Annotated in this window: 28 protein-coding genes and 1 pseudogene; 20 read left to right on the top strand and 9 right to left on the bottom strand. The window is 36.9% G+C overall.

Features of this window, described 5'->3' with window-relative positions; translation table 11 throughout:
* Positions 1 to 477: 477 nt before the first annotated feature.
* Together B9T27_RS08780 and B9T27_RS14900 are read right to left on the bottom strand one after the other, a co-directional pair.
* Positions 478 to 660: a hypothetical protein gene (locus B9T27_RS08780; protein WP_086206452.1), complete on the bottom strand. Its 183-nt coding sequence runs from the start codon at positions 658 to 660 to the stop codon at positions 478 to 480.
* Positions 660 to 803: a hypothetical protein gene (locus B9T27_RS14900; protein WP_171263370.1), complete on the bottom strand. Its 144-nt coding sequence runs from the start codon at positions 801 to 803 to the stop codon at positions 660 to 662. Before B9T27_RS14900 ends, B9T27_RS08780 begins: the two co-directional genes overlap by 1 nt.
* Before the next feature lie 500 nt (positions 804 to 1,303).
* On the opposite strand from B9T27_RS14900, the gene B9T27_RS08770 reads away from it, so the two are divergent.
* The 3 genes from B9T27_RS08770 to B9T27_RS08760 all read left to right on the top strand — a co-directional run bounded on the left by B9T27_RS08770 (position 1,304) and on the right by B9T27_RS08760 (position 3,181).
* Positions 1,304 to 1,540 carry a hypothetical protein gene (locus B9T27_RS08770; protein WP_086206450.1) on the top strand — a complete coding sequence of 79 codons (237 nt, stop codon included), beginning with the start codon at positions 1,304 to 1,306 and terminating at the stop codon, positions 1,538 to 1,540.
* 593 nt (positions 1,541 to 2,133) lie between these two features.
* The gene (locus tag B9T27_RS08765; RefSeq protein ID WP_086206449.1) at positions 2,134 to 2,727 is read left to right on the top strand and encodes a hypothetical protein; all 594 of its coding nucleotides are present in this window, start codon (positions 2,134 to 2,136) and stop codon (positions 2,725 to 2,727) included.
* Between the two features lie 130 nt (positions 2,728 to 2,857).
* Complete coding sequence (locus B9T27_RS08760; RefSeq protein ID WP_086206448.1) at positions 2,858 to 3,181, top strand: hypothetical protein; 324 nt, start codon at positions 2,858 to 2,860, stop codon at positions 3,179 to 3,181.
* Here the strand turns inward: B9T27_RS08760 and B9T27_RS08755 are convergent.
* Positions 3,178 to 3,519, bottom strand: a complete 342-nt coding sequence (locus B9T27_RS08755) for a lysozyme inhibitor LprI family protein (RefSeq protein WP_086206447.1) — start codon at positions 3,517 to 3,519, stop codon at positions 3,178 to 3,180. The genes B9T27_RS08760 and B9T27_RS08755 overlap by 4 nt on opposite strands.
* Before the next feature lie 98 nt (positions 3,520 to 3,617).
* Positions 3,618 to 4,103 carry a hypothetical protein gene (locus B9T27_RS08750; RefSeq protein ID WP_213033013.1) on the bottom strand — a complete coding sequence of 162 codons (486 nt, stop codon included), beginning with the start codon at positions 4,101 to 4,103 and terminating at the stop codon, positions 3,618 to 3,620.
* 949 nt (positions 4,104 to 5,052) lie between these two features.
* On the opposite strand from B9T27_RS08750, the gene B9T27_RS08740 reads away from it, so the two are divergent.
* The 5 genes from B9T27_RS08740 to B9T27_RS08705 all read left to right on the top strand — a co-directional run bounded on the left by B9T27_RS08740 (position 5,053) and on the right by B9T27_RS08705 (position 8,428).
* The gene (locus B9T27_RS08740) at positions 5,053 to 5,472 is read left to right on the top strand and encodes a hypothetical protein (RefSeq protein ID WP_086206445.1); all 420 of its coding nucleotides are present in this window, start codon (positions 5,053 to 5,055) and stop codon (positions 5,470 to 5,472) included.
* A gap of 496 nt (positions 5,473 to 5,968) precedes the next feature.
* Positions 5,969 to 6,316, top strand: a complete 348-nt coding sequence (locus B9T27_RS08730; RefSeq protein ID WP_213033012.1) for a phage baseplate protein — start codon at positions 5,969 to 5,971, stop codon at positions 6,314 to 6,316.
* A gap of 615 nt (positions 6,317 to 6,931) precedes the next feature.
* Positions 6,932 to 7,210: a phage holin family protein gene (locus B9T27_RS08720; protein WP_086206587.1), complete on the top strand. Its 279-nt coding sequence runs from the start codon at positions 6,932 to 6,934 to the stop codon at positions 7,208 to 7,210.
* Positions 7,210 to 7,794, top strand: coding sequence for a lysozyme (locus tag B9T27_RS08715; RefSeq protein ID WP_086206444.1), 585 nt, complete (start codon positions 7,210 to 7,212; stop codon positions 7,792 to 7,794). The genes B9T27_RS08720 and B9T27_RS08715 overlap by 1 nt, the downstream gene beginning before the upstream one ends.
* Positions 7,795 to 8,113: 319 nt before the next feature.
* Entirely contained in the window at positions 8,114 to 8,428 is a 315-nt protein-coding gene (locus B9T27_RS08705) for a hypothetical protein (RefSeq protein ID WP_086206443.1), read from the top strand.
* A gap of 218 nt (positions 8,429 to 8,646) precedes the next feature.
* On the opposite strand, the gene arsC is transcribed toward B9T27_RS08705, so the two are convergent.
* The gene (arsC, locus tag B9T27_RS08700) at positions 8,647 to 9,075 is read right to left on the bottom strand and encodes an arsenate reductase (glutaredoxin) (RefSeq protein ID WP_086206442.1); all 429 of its coding nucleotides are present in this window, start codon (positions 9,073 to 9,075) and stop codon (positions 8,647 to 8,649) included.
* Positions 9,076 to 9,159: 84 nt separating this feature from the next.
* Between arsC and B9T27_RS08695 the strand changes: the two genes are divergently transcribed.
* The 3 genes from B9T27_RS08695 to arsH all read left to right on the top strand — a co-directional run bounded on the left by B9T27_RS08695 (position 9,160) and on the right by arsH (position 11,299).
* Complete coding sequence (locus B9T27_RS08695) at positions 9,160 to 9,483, top strand: metalloregulator ArsR/SmtB family transcription factor (protein ID WP_086206585.1); 324 nt, start codon at positions 9,160 to 9,162, stop codon at positions 9,481 to 9,483.
* 66 nt (positions 9,484 to 9,549) lie between these two features.
* Entirely contained in the window at positions 9,550 to 10,590 is a 1,041-nt protein-coding gene (gene arsB / locus B9T27_RS08690) for an ACR3 family arsenite efflux transporter (RefSeq protein ID WP_086206441.1), read from the top strand.
* A 4-nt stretch (positions 10,591 to 10,594) separates the two neighbouring features.
* Positions 10,595 to 11,299: an arsenical resistance protein ArsH gene (gene arsH / locus B9T27_RS08685; RefSeq protein WP_086206440.1), complete on the top strand. Its 705-nt coding sequence runs from the start codon at positions 10,595 to 10,597 to the stop codon at positions 11,297 to 11,299.
* A 176-nt stretch (positions 11,300 to 11,475) separates the two neighbouring features.
* On the opposite strand, the gene B9T27_RS15035 is transcribed toward arsH, so the two are convergent.
* Positions 11,476 to 11,835 carry a tyrosine-type recombinase/integrase gene (locus B9T27_RS15035; RefSeq protein WP_265733419.1) on the bottom strand — a complete coding sequence of 120 codons (360 nt, stop codon included), beginning with the start codon at positions 11,833 to 11,835 and terminating at the stop codon, positions 11,476 to 11,478.
* Between the two features lie 180 nt (positions 11,836 to 12,015).
* Entirely contained in the window at positions 12,016 to 12,732 is a 717-nt protein-coding gene (locus B9T27_RS15030; RefSeq protein WP_228146180.1) for an Arm DNA-binding domain-containing protein, read from the bottom strand.
* An 80-nt stretch (positions 12,733 to 12,812) separates the two neighbouring features.
* On the opposite strand from B9T27_RS15030, the pseudogene B9T27_RS14785 reads away from it, so the two are divergent.
* Positions 12,813 to 12,974, top strand: a pseudogene (locus B9T27_RS14785) (IS5/IS1182 family transposase); the annotation flags it as partial.
* A gap of 159 nt (positions 12,975 to 13,133) precedes the next feature.
* Here B9T27_RS14785 and B9T27_RS08675 read toward each other — a convergent pair.
* Positions 13,134 to 13,790, bottom strand: a complete 657-nt coding sequence (locus tag B9T27_RS08675) for a 3-oxoacid CoA-transferase subunit B (RefSeq protein WP_086206439.1) — start codon at positions 13,788 to 13,790, stop codon at positions 13,134 to 13,136.
* Positions 13,791 to 13,810: 20 nt separating this feature from the next.
* Positions 13,811 to 14,482, bottom strand: coding sequence for a 3-oxoacid CoA-transferase subunit A (locus B9T27_RS08670; RefSeq protein ID WP_086206438.1), 672 nt, complete (start codon positions 14,480 to 14,482; stop codon positions 13,811 to 13,813).
* Positions 14,483 to 15,017: 535 nt separating this feature from the next.
* On the opposite strand from B9T27_RS08670, the gene B9T27_RS15210 reads away from it, so the two are divergent.
* The 8 genes from B9T27_RS15210 (at position 15,018) to B9T27_RS08625 (ending at position 22,729) form a co-directional block, all read left to right on the top strand.
* On the top strand, positions 15,018 to 15,251 hold the full coding sequence (locus tag B9T27_RS15210) for a helix-turn-helix domain-containing protein (RefSeq protein ID WP_143222571.1): 234 nt from the start codon (positions 15,018 to 15,020) through the stop codon (positions 15,249 to 15,251).
* Positions 15,252 to 16,231: 980 nt separating this feature from the next.
* Positions 16,232 to 17,218, top strand: coding sequence for a quinone oxidoreductase family protein (locus B9T27_RS08655; protein WP_086206584.1), 987 nt, complete (start codon positions 16,232 to 16,234; stop codon positions 17,216 to 17,218).
* Positions 17,219 to 17,242: 24 nt separating this feature from the next.
* Positions 17,243 to 18,091, top strand: coding sequence for a TauD/TfdA dioxygenase family protein (locus B9T27_RS08650; RefSeq protein WP_086206437.1), 849 nt, complete (start codon positions 17,243 to 17,245; stop codon positions 18,089 to 18,091).
* 58 nt (positions 18,092 to 18,149) lie between these two features.
* Positions 18,150 to 19,244, top strand: a complete 1,095-nt coding sequence (locus B9T27_RS08645; RefSeq protein WP_086206436.1) for a 3-keto-5-aminohexanoate cleavage protein — start codon at positions 18,150 to 18,152, stop codon at positions 19,242 to 19,244.
* Positions 19,245 to 19,418: 174 nt separating this feature from the next.
* Positions 19,419 to 20,747: an MFS transporter gene (locus tag B9T27_RS08640; RefSeq protein ID WP_086206435.1), complete on the top strand. Its 1,329-nt coding sequence runs from the start codon at positions 19,419 to 19,421 to the stop codon at positions 20,745 to 20,747.
* Positions 20,747 to 21,403, top strand: coding sequence for a DsbA family oxidoreductase (locus B9T27_RS08635; protein ID WP_086206434.1), 657 nt, complete (start codon positions 20,747 to 20,749; stop codon positions 21,401 to 21,403). Before B9T27_RS08640 ends, B9T27_RS08635 begins: the two co-directional genes overlap by 1 nt.
* Positions 21,404 to 21,417: 14 nt before the next feature.
* A complete protein-coding gene (locus B9T27_RS08630; protein ID WP_416224399.1) occupies positions 21,418 to 21,726 on the top strand; it encodes a Rieske (2Fe-2S) protein in 309 nt (102 codons plus the stop codon).
* Positions 21,719 to 22,729 carry a YeiH family protein gene (locus B9T27_RS08625; RefSeq protein ID WP_086206432.1) on the top strand — a complete coding sequence of 337 codons (1,011 nt, stop codon included), beginning with the start codon at positions 21,719 to 21,721 and terminating at the stop codon, positions 22,727 to 22,729. Before B9T27_RS08630 ends, B9T27_RS08625 begins: the two co-directional genes overlap by 8 nt.
* Positions 22,730 to 23,003 lie beyond the last annotated feature (274 nt).

Raw genomic sequence — 23,003 nt, 5'->3', positions numbered from 1 at the left:
GAATTTGTACCATAGTCGTATCAATCCCTGTACGTATTTCACTGGACATATGATTTAGATCTTAATATCTAATTTTCATATATCTGTAATTTCTCTAGAATCATATCCATTGAGTGGACCCTATAGTTTTTCTGCTAAAGCACCTTTTATTTATGTGCCATATTTGTGTCATATCTCCAATTAAATGAGCTTTAGTTACATTGGTTTCTATAGAAAAATAAGAAGGCAAACGCTGTAAGTGATTGATTTATAAGTTTGCATATTGGTGTGTTTCGGACTCATAATCCGTTGGTCCCGTGTTCAAGTCACGGTGGGCCCACCAAATATATCAAGCACTTAGGGGTATAAAACCTAAGTGCTTTTTTAATTCTAGAATCCATGTAAGCAATTCAAATCAATCCGTGTAAGCAATAAAAAATCTAAATTAGCAGGGTTGATTATTTAAGCTCCAATCAAATTTCGAATATCAGTTAAACACTATTTTGCACCGTTACCGGTCATAACAGGTTTTAGATCTCCGCATCCACGTGAAGCCCTAATTCGAAGCGTATTTGGTTTGTATCCTAAAATTGTTGCAGCATCTATTGTGTTCACTAAACTGGCACCAGACTCAATTAACTGCTGTAGTTTTTCCTCAGGTCTTAATTTTAGATCTTTCATCATTTCCTCCAAATCGCTTCTTTAAGTTTTGCATCGATCACCAGAGCTTCAATCTCACCGCTACTGACATTGGTAAATACGTGGGTCATCTTCGTCCCGAATACAGTCAGTGTTCGGGTGATAGTCGAATAGGTAAATTTCATATATTCCTCCTTGACTAAATTAATGATGAAGCTGATTATTTTTTTGAGTTCTGCTTTGCATTGGTCATGCCATTTGATCTGCTCTAGCTCGGCAAGCATTGGTGATTCTTGCCTCTTGACTGGCATGTCACGATATGGCATATTTCTGACATAGTGCGCTTGATTAGTCAGGTCACTAATTGATTGAATCCGTAGGCGATACGGTAGACTAAGTGAGGTTAGAGTTTTATAACTCTAGTAAGCAAAGTGAGTTCAAGTCTAAAAGCGAAGGTGAGTTGGTAACAACTGAAGAGTCAAACGAGCTGCATAACAGTTCCACGAAGAATTCGCTTTGATACGTGTGACAGATGAAATCCGAAAAGTGTTATGAAAGAACCACAAGCAAGAGATCGCAACTTGCCAATCAATAATTAGAAGCTCATCGAAAGGTGGGCTTCTTTGACATGAATAATTCATAAACGAATGAGATAATGACTTTTTTATTTTGAGCTTTAATAAAAATGCCAAATCTTACTGTTAAGAAATTAGATGACATTCTTTGTGAATTAGCAGATAAAAGTAAAAAGCCTGAAAAAATTTTATTGGGTTATAAAGCATATGGCGAACTAATGAATGATCGTAAGTTTTTTGATGAAGTCGCAGGCTCAGCGATGGACCCAAACAAACGGAAATACAAGAATATTAAAATCAAGGTTACCCAAGATGACTATCAACTGGATGTAAAAATTTCAGACTAGCTCATTTATTATGTATAAGAGCAAGATTAGATTATGGTTTTTTATTGATTGGTAAATAATTTATATGGTATTAAAGGCACCATTGTTTTTACAGAACAATCAAGCCTGATTCAGCGCAAATAATTAGGTTCGGTCCACTTAGAAATAGGTGGGCTTTTTAGGAGTATGCAAGGCTCTAATTAATAATAAAAAATATTTTTGAAAATATAAAATTTACCAAAAAGTAAAAAAATGCCATTGTTACATATAAGAATTTTAATAAAATACGTTGTAAAACAAACTACAATAATTCGGTGATAAAAAATTAAAACTTATACTTTTTCAATACTTGTAGGCTTGACTGTAGTCATTTTTATCTTATGTGTAATTGCACATCAAGATAGTGAAAAGAAAAGAGATGCCGAAATTCGATCAATTATAGCGGATGCAGAGAAGCAGCTTCACGATTTTCAGAGCAAATAGCTTAATTAGATATTTAAGGATGCTGCAAAAGAAGTCGCTGAAGATGCAGCTCAAAACTTGAATGATAAAATTTCTGAAACTAAGACAGGTAAAACCTTCTTAATAAAGTCGGTGAAGGCGTTGCAAAAACATTGGCTTTTTTTGGCAGCGAAGAAGTGAAAGAAGCTGTAGCAAGTAATGAAACAAAAGTTAAAACACCTCGGAATCCAAAGGTTTTAGCAGATTTTGCACAAAATGCCCCTCAACCTATCAAGCCACAAGAGACTGTTAGCACCATGGTCAAGGACGCGATTAAGAAAGCTACTGAAGTCGCCGTGGGTGTAGCGAAGGTTATTCAGGGAGAGATTAGGGAGGCTGCTGTACAGTCAGGTAAAAAGCTAAGTCTGTCTGAACAAGATATAATTCGAATTATGAAGGTTTCCTCGACTGAAGTAGTTCTATTCTTGAAAGGTAAAAACTTTGAAAACCAAGCATTAGGTGTAATTGATACTATTTTAAACTGCACAGCATCGGGTAAATTTGGCGGATCTGTAAAAGATGTAATAAATCAACCATCAGCTTTTTCTGATATAAATACTAACCGTAAGAGCGCACATGGTAGCGTGGATAAAGTGCCAATGAAGCGTATTTCCAAAAAATGGAAAATTTTGTTAGAAATTATCTTGAGGAGAGTGCAAATGGAAAGGCTTCCAGTGTTGGGCAGAATATCTCTTATGCAAATCTGAATTTTCTAGGTGAAGCAAGTGCATCAACAAAGAAGTGGGTTCGAGAGGTAGAAAAGCAAGCTAAAGCAACTGGGCAGATTTATGGAGCTGGCAATGCTATTCATGTACATGGTACACCTTCAGCAGATGCGTGGAAAAAACCAAAGGCGCTCCATATTACAACCCCAAATTGTATAGCAAAGCCAACTACTCATTGATCACACCTAAGGTCGCTAAATCACTAGCAAACTTTGCTCAGAACGCAGAAATACCTACTGGCAATCCTCATAAGTCACAAGTGAGTAATTCATCTAATGTGATTGCTTCAAATGTGACTATTCATCAAATTTTTAGTACCGACATGACAATCAATGGTGCAAGAGAGCAGATAGAGTCAGACAATGCAGTAAAACGCCAGCAAGAAAATCAGCTAGCGTTTATGGCAAGGAATGCGATGAATCCAACTGTGGGTTAGTTGAGTTGGTTTTTTATGAAGCTAGTGCGTTGCTCTATCAATTCGGCTTGACACGCTAAATCATAAGTAGCCTGACCAGAACCGTAACCCGCATCAGCAATTATAAAATCACCACATTGTAAATCCTTATATTTCAACCAAGCTTTTTGAGCACTATCTAGTTCTTTTTTTGCTTGTGTTTGTTTGTATAACTTACCATAAGCAGTATTTAATTCTTTTTTAAGTAAGGTTATTTGAGTAGATAAACACTGCTGAATTTCATGTGATGTTTTTGGATTCTCACAACCCGCCCAAGCCCCACCACTAAAAAATAGTGATAAAAGTAGTAGTTTTTTCATGATTCTCTCTTTTCTTTGTGGAATTTGCTCTAACACAGTAAGGGTCAATAAGAAAATTCATTGACATTTATAGCGAAAGGAGCACGAAGTGTACTATCTTAATCCTCAATGTTTTCTGGGAAATCTGCACGTATAAATTCTTTTTTGTATTTTGAGTGTTCATTATTTTGAACTGAGTAGCATACTTTTACATTATCGTAAGAATTTCTATAAGCCATAACACTGCCCTTGATACATAAATTGGCATTATCAATAGAATAGTTGATTACAGGAGGTTTTCCAGTTAAACCTCCATTATCATCTTTAAAACCAATAATTTCATCAGATAATGGATAAACCAAACCATTTTTACTGTCTATTGCAACATAACGAATATTTTTAGGTGTCCCAATATTTAATAAAATGTAATTGGAGTCGAAATTTGGCTTTTGGCTAGTTAAAGCTTTTTTGTACTTTACAATATTTGATTTTGAGCAAAATTTAAAACCATCATAGTCAAACTCACATTCGGAAGTAGCTTTGTATTGAGTGTTAGCCCAAGTCCCACTACTAAAAAGTATTGATAGAAGTATTAGTTTTTTCATAATTAATCTCTTGGAATTATGTGCTTTTGGCTAAAGCAAATAAAACGCCAGCAACAAAATCAGCTAGCGTTTATGACGAGGAATGCTAAAAGCTCTATGGCTTAACATTGCATTCAATTTCAATTTTGGTGATAAAGTCACCAACTTGAGTTACTGTTAATTCATTTTTTATTGTCTTGAAAGCTTGATATACACAAGGTTGCAGAACAGTATTTTTCTGGTGTTTTTTTATCAAAAAACATCATATCTTCCTGCTCTTCCTTGCTTAATGGAATTGGCTTGCACCCATTTTTTAATATAGTTTATCTGCCCTTATGATCATATACCATGGAATCCATACCTTTAAGTTTAGGTATTGGCGCATGCTGTTGATTTTTACAGGATGTATCCGCCCAAAAGCCCTACCACTAAAAAGTAGTGATAAAAGTAGTAGTTTTTTCATTTCAATAACTCTAGTTCTATTCACCCTATGATAGTTTTTAATTTTAAAAGAACAAGATAAATATTTACATAACATCAGTGTCTTAATTAGAATTTAAAGTATTGAAATATAAAACATCGGCCGAAAAAAAGAGTACAAAATATTATTTACTGATATAATCAACATTGACTTATGCCATGTTTTGAACTGAGAAACCAGTTAATAATTCCAGCTCTACAAACTATTTCTTCTGAGATAATTAATGAAATGTTCTCAAGTGTTGTTAATACAACAAGTGAGTTTAGGATTCATGCGTGGAAGTTAAAAATTGATAAATTGAAAAATGTAGATTTGTTCGAATACAAAATTTTAACTGCTATTTTGAGTGCCTATGTTAATAATAATTGATGAAGGTATAAAAAATGCAAAATCTGCGCTAAGTACTTTGCCTCCTCACAAGAAGACCTTGCTAGGACTGAGGAAGTAATAGGAAATATATTTTTTCATAAAGGCTTATATGTTGAAACAATGAATTCCTATTGGAAGGCGTATGAGCTAAGTAAACATGCTGATTACTTTGATACTTTTATTGCAACTGCTACAAACTTTGCAATATCTGATTCTAGATTAGAATTAATGAAAAGTATTAATATTGATGAGCGAGCTTTCTTGACAGAAAGAATAGAACTTTCAAAGTTTGAACAGTCTTGTATAGAAAAAGCTAGTCTAGACATTGCTCTTTATAGAGAGGTGATGGCGTGTGCTTTCGCTACATTCTATACATTTTGTAGTGGGGGATTACTTCGTCATCCAAGTTATTCAGATTCCAATATTTCCACAATTCTTTTTAATACTAAATTGGATGTGAGTGCGGTCGGGATTCTTAACGATCATTTTAGTAATGCACTTGTGGACTTGCTTGATAAGCATGACTTTGATGAGCTTTAAAAATACCCAGTTGTTTTTACATCAGAAGATTATGCAGCAGCTTCAAAATGGAGCTATATACTGGATAGTATTGATTTTTTAGTTTTTTCTAAAAAAGTAATGGCTCTTTCACCACTTAATGAAATCGATTTTAGGTAAGTTATAGATAGAAGTTATTATTGTGGATTTCATAAGGTTTCGGAAAAGGCTTTTAGTCTTGGTATTCCTATTAATGCATATAAAGGCGGAATACATAAATCATTAAGGGATACTTTCATCGCTCTCCGTCCAGCCAATAACAAGTTAAAGAGTATCGCTTTCAAACTTAATAACTTTCATGTCCTTCGAGTAGAGTTGGATTATAAGCTTGATGTAGCAGTTAGCGAAAAGTCTGCAAATGAAGCCATTTAAATGTGTTAAAAAATAGTCGGTGAATTAGCATTGATAAATAGTCTTTAGTAATAAACATTAATTTAAAACCCACCTCGGTGGGTTTTTTACCCAAGGAAAAGTAAACATGACAATTAGCTCACTGGTCAGTTCAGTTGCATCTTCGCCCTTGACCGAATCGGTAGGTTCACTATTGCTCTCAGGTAAAGGACGAACAATCATGGGGCTTTTTGCTGATGTGACGATTGAAGAAAAGCACAAAGATGAATTAATCATTACAGAACACCCAACAGAAGCGGGTGCCTCTATTTCTGATCATGCATATATGGAAGCACCAGAACTATCAATGAAGGTCGGATGGTCTGAAAGTGCAGGAAAGTTAAATAGGTATGTCAGTAATTCAATTCTGGGTGGTGCAACGAGCCTTGTTGCTGTTTACGAAACCTTGCAACAATTGCAAGCAAAATCCCATTGATTGTCTCAACAGGTAAACATTTATTCAGTTTTTAAATACAAATGAGTCTTTAATACGAACTATTTCATATCCTGTCCCTGATGAGGCTTCATACATGATTACTGCAGCAACAATTCAAAAATGGATAGAGTTAAGATGAAATACTATAGAAACATCAAGACAAATTTAATTCATGCATTCGAGAGTGATGGTTCACATGATGATCTTATTACTAATGGGTTTATAAGATTATTTAAAATCGAAGAAGATCAGCTTATAAATTCACAGAATTATCTAAGTGATGAAGAAAAAGAAGCTATTTGACTGGGAGCTTTTAAACCGCTTAGTCGTCGTCAGTTTAAATTAACGCTTTTAGAGTTCGGTATTCTTACGCAAATTGAACAAGCAATTGATGCAATTGAAGATGTAACAATGCGAATGCGTATTCAAATTGAATATACAGAAGCAATTACTTTTGAAAGAGTATCAGATGCAATTTTTTATATGTCTCAATTGATAAATTTGAATACTAATCAAGTAGATGAAGTATGGGCGCATGCGCTTTCACTATAAAATTTAAAGAAAATATGCGGCCCTTAAATGGGTTTTTTTATTGCCAAAAATAAGGGAGCTATCATGCAAGAGCATGAAAAAACATTACTTACATTAATTGCAATTGGAGGACTCATTGGTATGAGTCGTCTATTGGTTTCAAATGAACCTTTGTCCTGGCGAATGATTGTAGATCGAACTATTCTAGGTTCAGCAACATCAACTATCGCAGGTATAGTACTGATCCAATTTCCTGATTTAAGCCCAATTGCACTTGTAGCGATTGCCTGTGCTTTAGGTATATTAGGAAGTACATTCATTGAAGAGTATTTAAAGAAAAATGCCAATAAGTGGGGTGGGTGATGAAGGCTATATTTGACTTCTTAAGAAAGATCAGCGGTGGAAGACTCACTCAAAAACAGGTGGATGCAGCTAATAGCGCAATCGCCACAGCTTCAGATACTGTAATTTCACACATGCTGGGCATTGCCATAGATGAAATGTCAGTGAGTAAAGCTGGTATCGAAATGATCTGTGGCTTTGAGGGGAAGCGTTCCGTTGCTTATGACGATGGCGTGGGAGTCTGGACCATTGGTTTTGGCACCACGATTTATCCAAATGGAATCCGTGTTAAAAAAGGTGACAGTTGTACTGAAGCACAAGCCAAAGCCTATACGGCCCATGATTTAAAAAAATTTGAACAGGCCGTAAATAGTGCTGTTACTGTACCACTGAATCAAAACCAATTTGATGCGTTGGTGTCACTGACTTACAACATTGGGACAGGTGCATTTAAGGATTCAACATTGCTTAAAAAGCTGAATGCTAGCGATTATCAAGCTGCTGCCAATCAGTTTGATGTATGGGTGAAGGCAGGAGGTCGGACGATGCAGGGTTTGGTGAATCGACGAGAAAGTGAAAAGTTATTGTTTAAAAAAGCCCTTTAGAGGGCTTTTTCGTATAAGGTGTATTATGTTAATTTTAGAAATTCCAAAATATTAAGTATTTGTCTTTTATGATATTATCGTTAATGATAATCATTAATTATTGCATTATGAAAAAATTAAGTACTTGGATCAGTTCATTCTCATTTTTTGAGTTTACTGGGGCGGTAACATTCGGGATAATTATATCTAATTATTTTTTAGATAAACCATTAATCAATATTAGAATTTTCTTTGCTTGTTGTTTAATTGGCTCAATTTTATCAATGTTTAAGTTATGTCTTAATTATAAAAAATTTATGGGAAAATCAGAGATTAAGAAATGAATAATATATCAATAAGTTCTCCTAATAATCGTTTGATTAAATCTTGGTTTGGCTTTTTTTTAGGTGCAATCTTGGTTGGAATAAGTCTAGTAGGACTATCCAAAAATCTGACTGTAGCTAGTATTTTAAGTACTTTAGGTTTCTTATGTTTTTGGTATCCTTGGAGCCAAATGACAGGTCTAGGTTGGAATAATCCAATGAAGAATTTTTTTAAGGCTGATAATCAAGCTATAAGTAAACCGTGTACCTATTTGACACTGATAGCGACAATTCTACTCATCAGTTCTACTGTTATACGTTTCATGAATTAAAGGCTTCTAAAATAAGTCCATTTAACATAATGGTCGTTATACGAAGTTATCATAAAAATTAATAAAAATAGTAGCTTAGGCCTCCCATTGCTACTAATTTTTTTAATTTTAAGCATGTTACATTGTAAATTTTAAACCTAAAGCGTTCACTATACGACTGATAATATTAAAATGGGGTGTAACGACCATATATGAAGTAACCATTTGAATACGTGAATTTATTTTATTCTGTTGCCATCTTGATCAATGATCATTTCACCATCTTCTTTACTAAACGCATGGAGTTGAGGAGCAGATAGAATATCTAGTACCAGTTCTGAAGGTCTGCATAATTTGATGCCAAGTTCTGTTACTACAAATGGACGGTTAATTAAAATGGGATATTCAAGCATGTAATCGATTAATTGTTCATCAGTCCAATGTGCTTGCTCTAACTCCAGTTTCTCATAAGGTTCAACATTTTTACGCATTGCTTCTCGCACAGAAAGCCCTGATTTCTCAATTAAAGTAATAAGCTCTTCTTTACTGGGAGGTGTTTTTAGATATTCAATTACTTCAGGTTCTTGCCCAGCATTTCGAATAAGTTCAAGCGTATTTCTTGAAGTTCCACAGGCAGGGTTGTGATAAATCTTGATCTTTTGTGACATGACGTTTCTCAATGTAAAACAATATTGCATTTATATATGGATATGCGTATATTCGCAATGGTAAATATGTTGAGCTATAAGACAATGAATCAAACAGATTTCTTTAAGTGTCTTTCTGACGCTACGCGTTTGGACATTTTAAGGTTGGTTATGGCCAAACAAAATGTTTGTGTCTGTGAATTGACAGAACAATTACAGCTCAGCCAACCTAAAATTTCTCGCCATTTGGCTTTGCTTCGGAATCTTTCCATTTTACTTGATCAAAGGCAGGGAAAATGGGTGTATTACCGTTTGAATCCAAATCTTCCTGAATGGGCAAAAGATGTTTTAAACATCATCTCAAATCAAAATGAGGGGATCATGAACAATCCTCTTGTTCATTCGTCAATTTCAGTTCATTGCGAGTAATACCCTTGAGGGTTTTGTTTTTATGTTCAGGAAACAGTTATAAAATTTCGAATATTGAGTGAAATTATGTCTACTTCAAGACTTTCATTTTTAGATCGTAATTTAACGCTCTGGATTTTCATTGCAATGACATTAGGTGTTGGGATTGGTGTGTTCTTTCCCCAAGCATCCATATCTTTGGATAAGATGAGTATTGATTCAGTCAATATTCCGATTGTGATTGGTCTAATTTTGATGATGTATCCACCACTTGCGAAAGTGGGCTATGCAACATTGCCACAAGTGTTTAAAGATAAACGAACACTTACCTTATCTTTGGTTCAAAACTGGCTGATTGCACCGTGTTTAATGTTTGCTTTGGCGATTATTTTTCTACATTCCTATCCTGAATATATGACAGGTGTAATCCTAATAGGATTGGCGCGTTGTATTGCAATGGTGTTGGTCTGGAATGGTTTAGCCTGTGGTGATAATCAGTATGTTGCAGGATTGGTCGCGTTTAACAGTATTTTTCAAATCTTATTTTTTAGTACTTATGCTTGGTTGTTTTTGACCTTCTTACCACCATATTTCGGTGTAGAAGCACAAGTCATTAATGTTAGTTTTTGGACAATTACCCATGCTGTACTTGTCTATTTAGGTATCCCATTTTTATTGGGTTTTTTGACTCGATTAATTTTAGTCAAACGGAAAGGGTTGGACTGGTATCAAACTCAATTTATTCCAAAAATTAGTCCACTAAGTTTAGTTGCGCTGCTATTTACAATCGTGGCTATGTTTAGCCTAAAAGGTGGTGAGGTTGTCAGTTTGCCATTGGATGTACTTAGAATTGCAATTCCTCTAACTATTTACTTTGTTGTGATGTTCTTTATTAGTTTCTTTATGAGTAAGTGGATGGGGAATGACTATCCAAAAACTGCTGCTATCTCTTTTACTGCGGCAGGGAACAATTTTGAATTGGCTCTAGCCGTTGCCATTGCAACTTTTGGACTTGCATCACCTGTTGCTTTTACAACAGTCATTGGGCCATTGGTTGAAGTACCTGTGTTAATTGCCTTAGTGAGTGTTTCACTGTGGCTTAGAAAAAAAGTTTTTAAAGAGGTATAACGCTATGAATCTCCCAAATGTAGATATTAACCTTCTTGAACAACCGACTTTGGAAAAAGTACAAGCTAAAGCGCTGGATCATGCTCCACGTATTTTGCTGCTTTACGGTTCAAATCGTGAAGTATCCTATAGCCGATTAGCGATTCAGGAAGCAGGTCGAATTTTGGAACATTTTGGTGCTAAAGTAAAAATCTTTCACCCAAAAGGACTTCCATTACCTGAGGATGCTGGTACTGAGCATCCAAAAGTAAAAGAGTTACATGAACTGCTAGCTTGGTCAGAAGGCATGGTGTGGTGTACGCCTGAACGTCATGGTTCGATGAGTTCTATTTTTAAAGCGCAGATTGATTGGATTCCACTGGCGGCAGGCGCGATTCGGGCAACACAAGGTAAAACTTTAGCATTGATGCAAGTAAGTGGGGGATCTCAATCATTTAATAGTTTGAATCAAATGCGTGTTTTAGGTCGTTGGATGCGGATGATTACAATTCCAAACCAATCATCTATTCCAAAAGCTTTTTTAGAATTTGATGAGAATGGACGAATGAAGCCATCGCCATACTACACTCGTATTGTAGATGTGATGGAAGAGCTTTATAAATTTACTCTTTTAACCAGAGGGCAATCAGATTATTTAACTGATCGTTATTCTGAACGAGTTGAAAGTGCTGAGGAGCTGTCACAACGTGTAAATCAAAAGGATATTTAAATTTACTGGTATTGGTACTTTAATTTTTAGGCTCAATATTTGGAGCATAGTCGCTATAGCGTTCAAAACACTATAGCGACTTTATTTTATTTTTAAGCAATATAAACTAGCCTTGATTTTTTATAAAAGGCTTACGTTACTTAACTATAAATTCGATGTAGAAGTAGAGCTATGTTTTATTGTCTAATTCCTGCTTCATTTAAAATCCAATTCTCAATTTTCGTATGATGTAATCTAAGTAAGTCAACAGGGCGGTCTTTGTAATGCTTTTCCGCAGTAGCACTTGGTTTATGTCCCATAATTTGAGCGACAACACCAGTTGGGATGTCGAGCCATTCAGCTAAATTACTAAAAGAACGCCTTAAATCATGGATAGTGAATTTAGGTAATCCTTTTTCATCTAATGCTCGATAGTAATTCTTTCTAATATCAGTAATATGTCCAGTCTTAGATTGATTACTCCAAAAAATAAAATCAGAATCAGCGTATTTTGGTAATTGATTTAATAAATGCTCGATATAAGGTGTCATGGGAATAGTGTGATTTTCTTGTTCAACCTTATCTCAAATACTAATAGTTTTCCATTTGAAGTCTAATTGTGAATAGGTGAGACTTCGCATAGATTCAGAGCGCGGTCTAGTTAAAATACTAATCTGCAAAAATGTTCTGTGCATAATATCATTCACAGCCAAAAACCAATCTTTTAACGGAGTCTTTTATACAGAATTTTTGACTGGTTTTAATTGAGGCACTGATCTACGTACACGTTTTGCCTGATGTACTTTTGCATCAATTAGTGTGGAATATAAATCATGTTCTTGACACCAGTTGATGCATGTTCGTACAAGACGAAAGCCTAAAGCAGCTCGCCCTGGTCTCGTTGTAGCTTCTTCAGTTTGCCATGCAACCAAAATGTCTGGAGTTATACTGACTAAAGGGATATCCAATAGGGCAGCGATTGTTACGGGTATAGTTAATCCTGTTCTACGTTTCTTATTTTCACCGCCACGATGTACTAATTGATGGTGATCATTTAGATGGGATTCACTCCATAGATTTTTATTAGTATCTACATACTCATTAAATACTAACCCAAAAGTAATTTTTTCATTTTGCTTTTTTTGAGAGTAGTCACCATTTTTTTGACCTTCTTCAGCCTTATTACTTCGAGGATCTATTCCTTGGTCACAAAGCTGCTGTAAACGTCTTGACTCTTTACGTGCATCATCAAGAGACCAAACATTTACATCACCCACAGTTATGCGTAAACTTTTAGTAGAAACACGTCCTTGGAAAATATAAGATCGGTTTTCATTTTGAGTTACACGAACAGAAAGCCCAAGGGCGTCTAAATCCCAGTAGAAAATTTGATTTTTACCATCTGTAGGCTTTTCTAGTTTTGATACTTTATTTGTTGTGAATTTCAGCTTCATTTGCTTACATCAGGATTGGTGTAAGCACTATGTAAGCAATAAAAAATCTTAAATTAGCAGGATTGATTATTTAAGCCCCATGGTCAGGTTATCATATTCGAAATTTGGTTGAAACCAAGATGCATTGCATTAAATTAAGTTCAAGGAACCTCCATAATCAAGTCGATGAAATTCATGCATGTATAGCAGTTCGAAATAAATTTACCAAGCTAAGCAGCCGTCATCCCCAAGTTACTTTTTAAATTTGGGTGGTGTGGGGAGTCTTACTTTTAAGGAGTTGTGCAGCAAAGCCGTTTAGTAAACAGTTTGATTATTTTAAGCTTTTAGATAATATTATTTTTTATAATTTATGAAGTCCCCCTATATTTAAAAATAAAAACAGAGGGGAGGTTTCATTAAGTTTATTCATCCAATGTCATATTAATTAATTTGGTTCCAGTCATTGACTGTAATTTCTCAAAGCTTAAACCCTCTACTTTTTCAATGACTTTTAAGCCTTCAGTAGTAACATCTATCACGCATAAATCAGTATAAATACGGTCTACACATTTTAGGCCAGTTGCAGGATAACTGAGTTCAGCAACAATTTTAGGTTCACCCTGTTTAGTAATATGATCAGTAGTTACAAAAACTTTTTTTGCACCAATTGCTAAGTCCATGGCTCCACCAACAGCTGGTATGGCATCACTAGCACCCGTATGCCAATTGGCTAAATCACCATTTTCTGCAACTTGAAATGCACCCAGTACGCAAATATCTAAATGACCTCCACGCATCATGGCAAATGAATCACCATGGTGGAAATAGGCTCCACCTTCAAGCAACGTGACGAATTCTTTACCAGCATTAATTAATTCTGAATCTTCATTGTTTTTTTCTGGTGGTGGACCAAAGGCTAAAATTCCATTTTCTGAATGTAAAAAAATATCTTTCTCAGAAGGTAAATATTTTGAAATTTTGGTTGGTAAACCAATACCTAAGTTAACATAAGCACCATCTGGAATATCTTGTGCCACACGTGCAGCAATTTGGTCACGACTTAATTTGCTATAACTCATTTTAAAACCTCCAATACTACTTATTGTTCAGGTGTAACCTGAACCACGTGTTGAACAAAAATACCAGGGGTAATAATATGTTCTGGATCTAAATGATTAAGTTCAACCACTTCAGTGACTTGTGCAATTGTACAATTAGCAGCCATTGCCATAATTGGGCCAAAGTTACGCGCCGCTTTTCGGTAGACCAAGTTCCCCCAACGATCACCTTGTTGTGCTTTGATTAAAGCAAAGTCCGCATGGATTGGATTTTCTAAAACAAAGTCTTTACCTTCATAGTTTAGTGTCGGTTTACCTTCTGCCAATAAAGTTCCAAAACCAGTTGGCGTATAAATGGGGCCAAGTCCCATACCCGCTGCTTGAATACGACACGCGAGGTTACCTTGAGGAACGAGTTCTAACTCAATTTTTTTGGCATGATACAATTGATCAAAAATATAAGAGTCAGCCTGACGGGGAAAAGAACAAATGAGTTTTCGAACCGCGCCTGCTTTTAAAAGTTGAGCTAGTCCATATTCGCCATTACTCGCATTATTATTAATAATAACCAAGTCTTTCACACCGAGTTCCACTAAACCATAAATGAGTTCGGCAGGCTGACCAGCCATACCAAAGCCACTAATCATGATCGTTGAGCCATCTTTAATTTGGGAAAGTGTATCCATTAATAAAGCTGAGGTTTTATCAATCACAAAACAACTCCATTTGTATAATGCATCAATAGTGATATGAATAATATTTACATGAGTCCGAGATGAGGATGCGTTTTATTCATTTTTCTCAGAAAATTCGGGCACTATTTATTCATTATTCTAAAAATCATCTTTTAGCTATTGTGTAATATACAAATGAACATGAGTATTATTTTGTCTTTCTGTCATTAAAATTTGTCTTTAGGTCACTCACGCTTATTTATTTTATAGCTTTAAATATAGATGTATTTCTTTATGAAATTGATTAATTAGAGCTTGAATCATAGAACTAAAGAGCTTGAAGAATACATTAAAGTTCCATTTGAATGATTACTACGCTTATGCCTAGTTCATGCTATAGGTTAAATAGATCTCTTCCATAAATCAAAAAACGATCAATTTCTTTGGTTGATATTTGTACCGTATAATTTTAAACATTCTTGCATAATCTGCGGATGAAATACATCGATTCAAAAAAGCTTTCTGAAACACAGTTCAAGCGATACACAGGCATCTCATCTTCGACCTTCTATTTATGGTTGAACAATTAAAGAAGCATATTGCAACTAAAGATAGACCGCCTAAGTTAAGTGTGGAGGATCAAGTTCTTCTGTCTCTAAGCTACTGGCGGGAATGCAGAACTTTATTTCACGTTGCGACGAGTTACGGAGTTTCAGAGCCAACAGCTTCAAGAATTGTACGTCATGTTGAAGACTGTTTAATTCAGTCCAATCTTTTTAATTTACCCAAAGAATTTGCCCAAAGGTGAAGGTATAGACGGGAATGTTGTGATTGTGGATGCCACAGAAATTCCAATTCAAAGGCCTAAAAAAATAGAAGAAAAGTTATAGTGGTAAGAAAAGACTCATGCGTTTAAAGTACAGGCCATCATTCACTATAGAGCTCAGCAAATACTGAGTTTATGTACCAGTCGCGGTGCAGTACATGATTTTGAGCTATTCAAGCAGAATTTAAAAAGATTCCTTTAGAAGCTTTTATCCTTACAGATAAAGGCTATTAAGGGATTTATGCTTTGTATCCGAATAGCCTCTTGCCATTAAAAACCAAAAGACGTTGTAAACTAGATCCTGAATTGAAAATCTATAATCAGGAAAATCAGTAAAAGAAGAAGAGGAATTGAGCATGTATTTGGCAGCTTGAAAACCTTCAAAACTCTTGCTGAGCGTTATCGAAATAGAGGTAAAAGACTCGGTTTGAGATTCAATTTAATTGCTGGAATTTACAACTTGGAACTGAGTAAAACATGATTTATGAAAGAGGTCTAATATCGTTGTATTTATTTTTTATATAGAATAGTTTTTGATTTTAATAATATTTAATTTATTTTAGGTGGGTGTATCTAATTGAAAGTACCTGAAAAACTTCTTTTAATTAAATTTTTATGGCGCATGTCATTATAAAAAAGAGGCAATTAGGTTAATCAAAAAAAACCTAGACTATTTGTTTTAATATTTTAATTAAGAAGTAATCAAAATATATATCATTAAAAAAAAGAATAAAGGTTAGTGACCTAAAGACAAATTGAAATGACTTAAAGACAAAAAACTAGCTTAATTCGGTTGTAATTTAGATGAATATTTCATGGGTAATACCTAAAACAATATTGTTGTCGTTAAAAGATAAGTGTGCGTCGTCATAGGTAAAGTAGCTTGTCTCCAAAGTATTGTAGCTTGGGTATTGCGTTTGCAAGCACTGAATAATAACCAAAAGATGGATTGGAAAATGACAATGACATTGACTAAAGCTATACGTTTCTATGGAACAGGAACACCGGAAGTAATGCGCTATGAAGATGTGGAAGTGGGTTCTCCTGGACTAGGGGAAGTGCGCTTAGGTCATGTAGCTGTCGGTTTGAATTATGCTGATACTTATTTTCGTAATGGTACTTATCAAATTCCAATGCCAAATGGTATGGGCGTAGAAGCTTCAGGTATCGTAGAGGCAGTAGGTGAAGGTGTTACTGATTTTGTTGTGGGTGATCGAGTTACTTACACAGGATTTTTGAATACTTTAGGTGCTTACAGTACTAAACGCCTGATTCCCGCAAATGCATTGATTAAATTGCCTGAAGGAATTTCTTGTGAAACTGCTGCCGCAATGACGATGCGTGGCCTAACCGCTGCTTATTTGATGCGACGCATTTATGACTTTAAAGTGGGTGACACGATTCTATTACATGCTGCTGCAGGTGGTGTGGGCTTGATTGTTTCACAATGGGCAAAGTTACTTGGCTTGAACGTGATTGGAACGACATCATCTGAAGAAAAAGCTGCTGTAGCACGAGCACATGGTTGTGATCATGTGATTAATTATAGTCATGAGAATGTTGCACAGCGTGTACGAGAATTGACTCAGGGTGTTGGTGTAAATGTAGTCTTTGATAGCGTAGGTAAAGATACGTTTATGGGTTCATTAGATTCTTTAAAACGTCGTGGTTTATTGGTGTGTGTGGGTACGGCTTCTGGTCCAATTCCTGCCTTTGATCCGGTATTGCTGGCGATGAAAGGCTCACTATATATCACTCGTCCAGCGCTAGCTGACTATATTGCTGACCCTGCTGAGAAAAAAGAGTTAGCAAATGAATTGTTTGATCATGTTCGAAATGGTCGGATTAAAATTGAAATTAATCAGCGCTATGATCTGAAAGATGCCGTACAGGCACATCGTGATTTAGAAGCACGTAAAACCATAGGTTCATCCATTTTTGTCATTTAAGTTTGTAATTGGAAGGGATTTCTTATGCAAATTGAACAGTTAACTTGCAATATAGGTGCTGAGCTGCACGGTATAAATCTGGCAGATGCAATTCATGATGATGGTTTATTTTCTGAAATTCGCACACAGCTGCTGAAGCATCAAGTTGTTTTTCTGCGGAATCAGGATTTGACTCGTGCTGAGCATGTCGCATTTGCGGAACGTTTTGGACAGTTGGAAAATCATCCAGCTGTGGGTAGTCATCCTGATCATCCAGGACTAGTACAAATTTATAAGAGTCCTGACAGCCCAATTGATCGTTATGAAAATGCGTGGCATAGCGATGCAAGCTGGCGTAAAGTCCCACCGATGGGAGCAGTGCTGCGCTGTGTAGAATGCCCGTCAGTGGGTGGGGACACTATGTGGACCAATATGATCATGGCATATAAAAACTTGCCTGAAGATGTCAAAAGCAAGATTGCAGAATTACGTGCTTATCACAGCATTGAAGCCAGTTTTGGTGCGGCAATGCCAGTTGAAAAGCGTTTAGAGTTAAAAGCGAGATTTCCAGATGCTGAACACCCTATAGTACGTACACATCCAGAAACAGGTGAAAAGATTCTGTATGTAAATTCATTTACTACGCATATCAGTAATTATCATACCAAGGAGCGAGTACGGTTTGGGCAAGATGCGAATCCAGGCGCAGGGGAATTGCTACGCTACTTAATTTCCCAAGCCAGTATTCCAGAGTATCAAGTGCGCTGGAGTTGGGAACCGAACAGTATTGCAATTTGGGATAACCGCAGCACACAACATTATGCCGTAATGGACTATCCAGCCTGTCATCGAAAAATGGAACGAGCGGGCATTATTGGTGATGCAACTTACTAAGTTTATGGGTTGTATTATCATCTAATTAAACAATTTGAAAATAAAATAGGAAATACTTATGCAATTTTTTGACGATTCTTTGCACCCAGAAAATATGGAAAAAGTGGTTATTACTGTTGCGCCTTATGGGCCTGAGTGGATGCCAGAAGATTTTCCAGAAGATATTCCAGTGACGATGGAAGAACAAATCCAAAAAGCGGTCGATTGCTATGAAGCTGGTGCAACAGTCCTACATTTACATGTACGCGAGCTTGATGGTAAAGGTTCGAAACGTCTATCAAAGTTTAATGAACTGATTGCAGGTGTACGCGAAGCCGTACCTGATATGATTATTCAAGTGGGGGGCTCAATTTCTTTTGCACCTGAAAGTGAAGGTGAGGCAGCGCTTTGGTTAAGTGACGACACACGTCATATGTTAGCTGAATTAACACCAAAACCAGATCAAGTCACGGTCGCTGTCAATACTACGCAAATGAATATCATGGAGTTGCTGTATCCTGAATATTTAAAAGGCACTTCACTCGAACATCCTGCAATTCAAGCTGCCTATGCCGAAATGACCGTTCCTGCAGGGCCTGCATGGTTGACTGAACATTTAAAACGTTTAACTGCCAATGGGATTCAGCCGCATTTTCAACTCACGGGTATGCATGGTCTTGAGACTTTGGAACGCATGGTACGTAAAGGTCTGTACATGGGGCCAATGAATTTAACTTGGATTGGGATTGGTGGAGGTTTTGATGGGCCAAATCCATTTAATTTCTTTAACTTTATTCATCGTGTACCAGACGGTTGTACGTTAACGTCAGAATCTTTACTGAAAAATGTCCTGCCGTTTAACACCATGTCTATGGCGATGGGCCTTCATGCGCGTGTAGGCAATGAAGACACCATTATTGATCAGCATGGCAAACGCTTTTCATCGGTACAACAGATTGAGCAAACCGTACGTATTGCGCATGAGTTGGGTCGTGAAATTGCATCAGGTAAAGAAGCACGTGAAATTTATCGTATTGGTGTGCAGTACGATAGTATTGAAGAAACCTTGCTTGCAAATGGGATGGCACCAAATCGTCAGCCAGGGCAAAAGGGCTTTCCTCACCGTCAAGACATCATGAATACAAAAGAATCTAAACTTAAGTATTCAGCATAAGCATGTAAGAGCAAGGATCGCGTTTCTGAGCAGAAATGCGATCCTGCACTGGCTAGATATAAATTATAAAAATATAAGGGATCGTAATGTCCATAAGTATAAAACTTATATAAGTGGTAACGCGGTACTACACTGGCTAGATATAGAAATTATAAAAACACACAAGGAGATCGTATGGGTGCTCATCAATATACAGTGCATACGAATAGTGTAGATACATCAATGGGTATTCCTCGTAAATATGCATGGGTTGTATTTGCCCTGACATTTGGTTTGCTTATTTCAGATTACATGTCACGACAAGTGTTAAATGCAGTCTTTCCTCTCATCAAGACTGAGTGGGTACTCAGTGATAGTCAGTTAGGTTTATTAAGCGGTATTGTGGCATTGATGGTTGGTTTATTGACCTTGCCTTTATCGATATTGGCAGACCGTTTTGGTCGAGTCAGAAGCTTAACCTTGATGGCTGTGCTGTGGAGCTTAGCTACACTAGGCTGTGCACTTGCAGAAAACTATCAACATATGCTGATTGCCCGTTTTATGGTAGGCGTAGGTGAAGCCGCATATGGCAGTGTTGGTATTGCTGTAGTTGTGGCGGTATTTCCTCGAGAAATGCGGGCAACATTGGCAAGCGCTTTCATGGCAGGTGGTATCTTCGGCTCGTTTTTAGGCATGGCGCTAGGTGGCGTAATGGCTGAACATTTTGGCTGGCGCTGGGCATTTGGTGGCATGGCTTTGTTTGGTTTGGTTTTAGCTATTTTATATCCAATTGTTGTTAAAGAAAAAAAAATTATCTCACCAGATTTAACTGACTCTATAGAGAAGAATGCAATTCAAAGTCATAAACCGCTAAAAACAATCTATTCCAGCCGTTCTGTAATTGCAACTTACATTGGTAGCGGCTTGCAATTGTTTGTCGGTGGTTCAGTGATTGTGTGGCTGCCGAGTTATTTAAATCGATATTATGGTATGAGTACCGATAAAGCTGGTATCACAGCAGCAGTCATTGTCCTGTTCAGTGCAGTAGGTACCATTTTATGTGGCATGCTCTGTGATCGTCTCGGGCGAGATCGCCCAGATCGTAAAGTAAGTTTAGCGATTGCCTATTGTTTGGGAGGCTGCGTGTTGTTATCAATCGCATTTGCCTTGTCCACTGGTCCTGCCCAGTTATTACTGATTGCTATTGGAATGTTTATTGCGATAGGCACCAATGGTCCAACCAGTGCGATGGTCGCCAATTTGACTCACCATTCTGTACATAGTACTGCTTTTGCAACATTAACCTTAGCCAATAACTTATTGGGACTGGCACTTGGGCCTTTGGTGATTGGTAAAGTATCTGACGTGATTGGCTTACATAATGCATTTCAGTTAATGCCGCTGATCAGTATTCTGGCGGCTGCGGTGTTGTTTTATGCCAAATGCCATTACCACCGAGATATGGAACGATTGAATGGGCAAGTTGTATGGCAGCCTAACAGTGAACAGAGCGTAGATAATTGATGATAAAGCGTAAATTAAATGTAGATGTCTTTTTTGATTTTATTTGTCCTTGGTGTTTGATTGGAAAGCGTCAGTTACAGGCTGCTATAAAACAACTACATCAAAGTAATCCTGATGTTGAGGTGAAATTATTTTGGCATGGTGTACAGCTCATTCCAGATTTGCCTGTTGAAGGGGTGCCTTTTCAGGCTTTTTATTTGAAAAGATTAGGTAGTGTGACTTCTGTTCGTATGCGACAGACTCAAGTTCGTCAGGCAGCGAATGTCATCGGTGTTGATATTGATTTTGATCGCATTATACGGATGCCTAATACAGCTAAAGCACACTATTTGATGGAAAATGCTTTAAAAGTTGGGCGTCAAGAACAGTGCGACATGCTACTAGAACAGTTATTCGCAGCATATTTTCATCATTCAGAAGATATTGGTGATATAGAAGTTTTATTGAAAATTGCAGAATTCTGTGGATTTTCAGCTGCGACACTAAGCAAAAATCTAAATCAGTCTGATGAACCATTTAGATCTGCTAATACCGGTGGTAATGGCGTGCCTTACTTTATTTTTGATGGTCGTTCAACCTTAGCAGGAGCGCATTCAGCAGACGTACTTTATAAAGCGATGCTTGAAGCACTTGCAACTCAAGGACAAGTGACATGACAGCTCGTTTTCAAGTGCCGCTAGAAAAAATACCAGCTTTAGGTACACGAGTATTCCTGATGATTGGAGATAAATCACTTGCACTCTTTAATATTGCTTCTCAATTTTACGCAATTGATGACAGTTGCCCGCATCAGGGTGCTTCGTTATTTAGTGGAAAATTGGAAGGGAGGGTCATTCAGTGCTGTGCACATGGGTTACGTTTTGATTTAGCCAATGGTTATTTATTGAATTCAACTCAACTTAAAGTTGCTTCGTATCCTGTAGAGGTGGTTGGAGAGCAAGTATTTATTATCATGGAGCAAGGAGAGCGACATGAATAGCCTAAAATTAATTGATCTGGGTCAGCGAACACGAGAGTTAATGCCAGGTTTTATCGTCAGTGTCGTTGTTGCTGCCGCTGCCTGTTTTTTATCAGAGCACTATGGTGCTCCAGTGATGTTATTTGCGCTACTGTTGGGAATGGGACTCAATTTCCTATCTGCAGATAGTAAGTGCAAAATAGGTATTGAGTTTACTGCACGTACAGTTTTACGTATTGGTATTGCTTTACTTGGGATGCGTATTACGCTGGGGCAAATTACTGCTTTGGGGTGGCAGCCTGTGGCCTTAGTGGTAACGCTGGTTATCGTGACTATTTCAGTTTCAGTCGTGGCTGCTAAAATGCTTGGTTTTCAGCGGCTTTTTGGCATGCTCACGGGCGGTGCTACCGCAATTTGTGGTGCCTCCGCGGCACTAGCATTGTCAGCAGCTTTTCCGAATCATCCACAAAAAGAAAAAGCCACTTTATTTACCGTGATTGGTGTTTCAGCACTTTCGACCTTAGCCATGATTGTGTATCCGATGATTGCAAACTGGCTTGAGTTATCGCCGCAAGCCGCGGGTATATTTTTGGGTGCTACGATCCATGATGTCGCACAGGTAGTCGGTGCTGGTTATAGTATGTCTACAGAAACAGGTGATACTGCAACTGTTGTTAAATTGATGAGAGTCGCAATGTTACTTCCAGTGATTGTTTGCGCAGCAATGATTACGCGCATGCAGGGAGATGATTCAACGGGTCAACGACCACCGTTACTGCCTTGGTTTGCAGTAGGCTTTTTACTGTTGGCATGTATCAATAGTACTGGATGGATACCTGTTGTCGTACAAGGTGGGGTAAATGAATTATCACGCTGGTGCCTGATTATTGCGATCAGTGCTTTGGGTATGAAAACTCAATTGAAAGAGCTCGCATCTGTAGGGATTAAGCCAATTCTATTGATGGTGGGTGAAAGTATTTTCCTGGTGCTATTGGTATTAATGTTGATGCGTTGGTGGTTCTAGTTTTAAAGTAATCAAAACAGATTTTTGCTACTATAAAAAAAATGTGAAATTTTAATCAGTAAAATCTCCCCCTGATGTGTATCTAATATGAGAGAAGGTCTATGGTAAGGTTATGAATAGACTTCTTTCATTTATGATTTTTCAATCAGCTCCATATTCATCGTTTATTCACTTCAAATGATATGTTTTTACAAGTAAATGGCATCTTATTTCAATCGCTTGAAGTCAGAAAATGCTTTCTTTTTTATCGCATATACTCAGTGCTTTTTCCCGT

The sequence above is a fragment of the Acinetobacter sp. ANC 4648 genome, assembly GCF_002135345.1.
Taxonomy (GTDB): domain Bacteria; phylum Pseudomonadota; class Gammaproteobacteria; order Pseudomonadales; family Moraxellaceae; genus Acinetobacter.
Note: the sequence above shows the minus strand (reverse complement) of the source record. Positions and strands in the feature narration are given on the sequence as shown.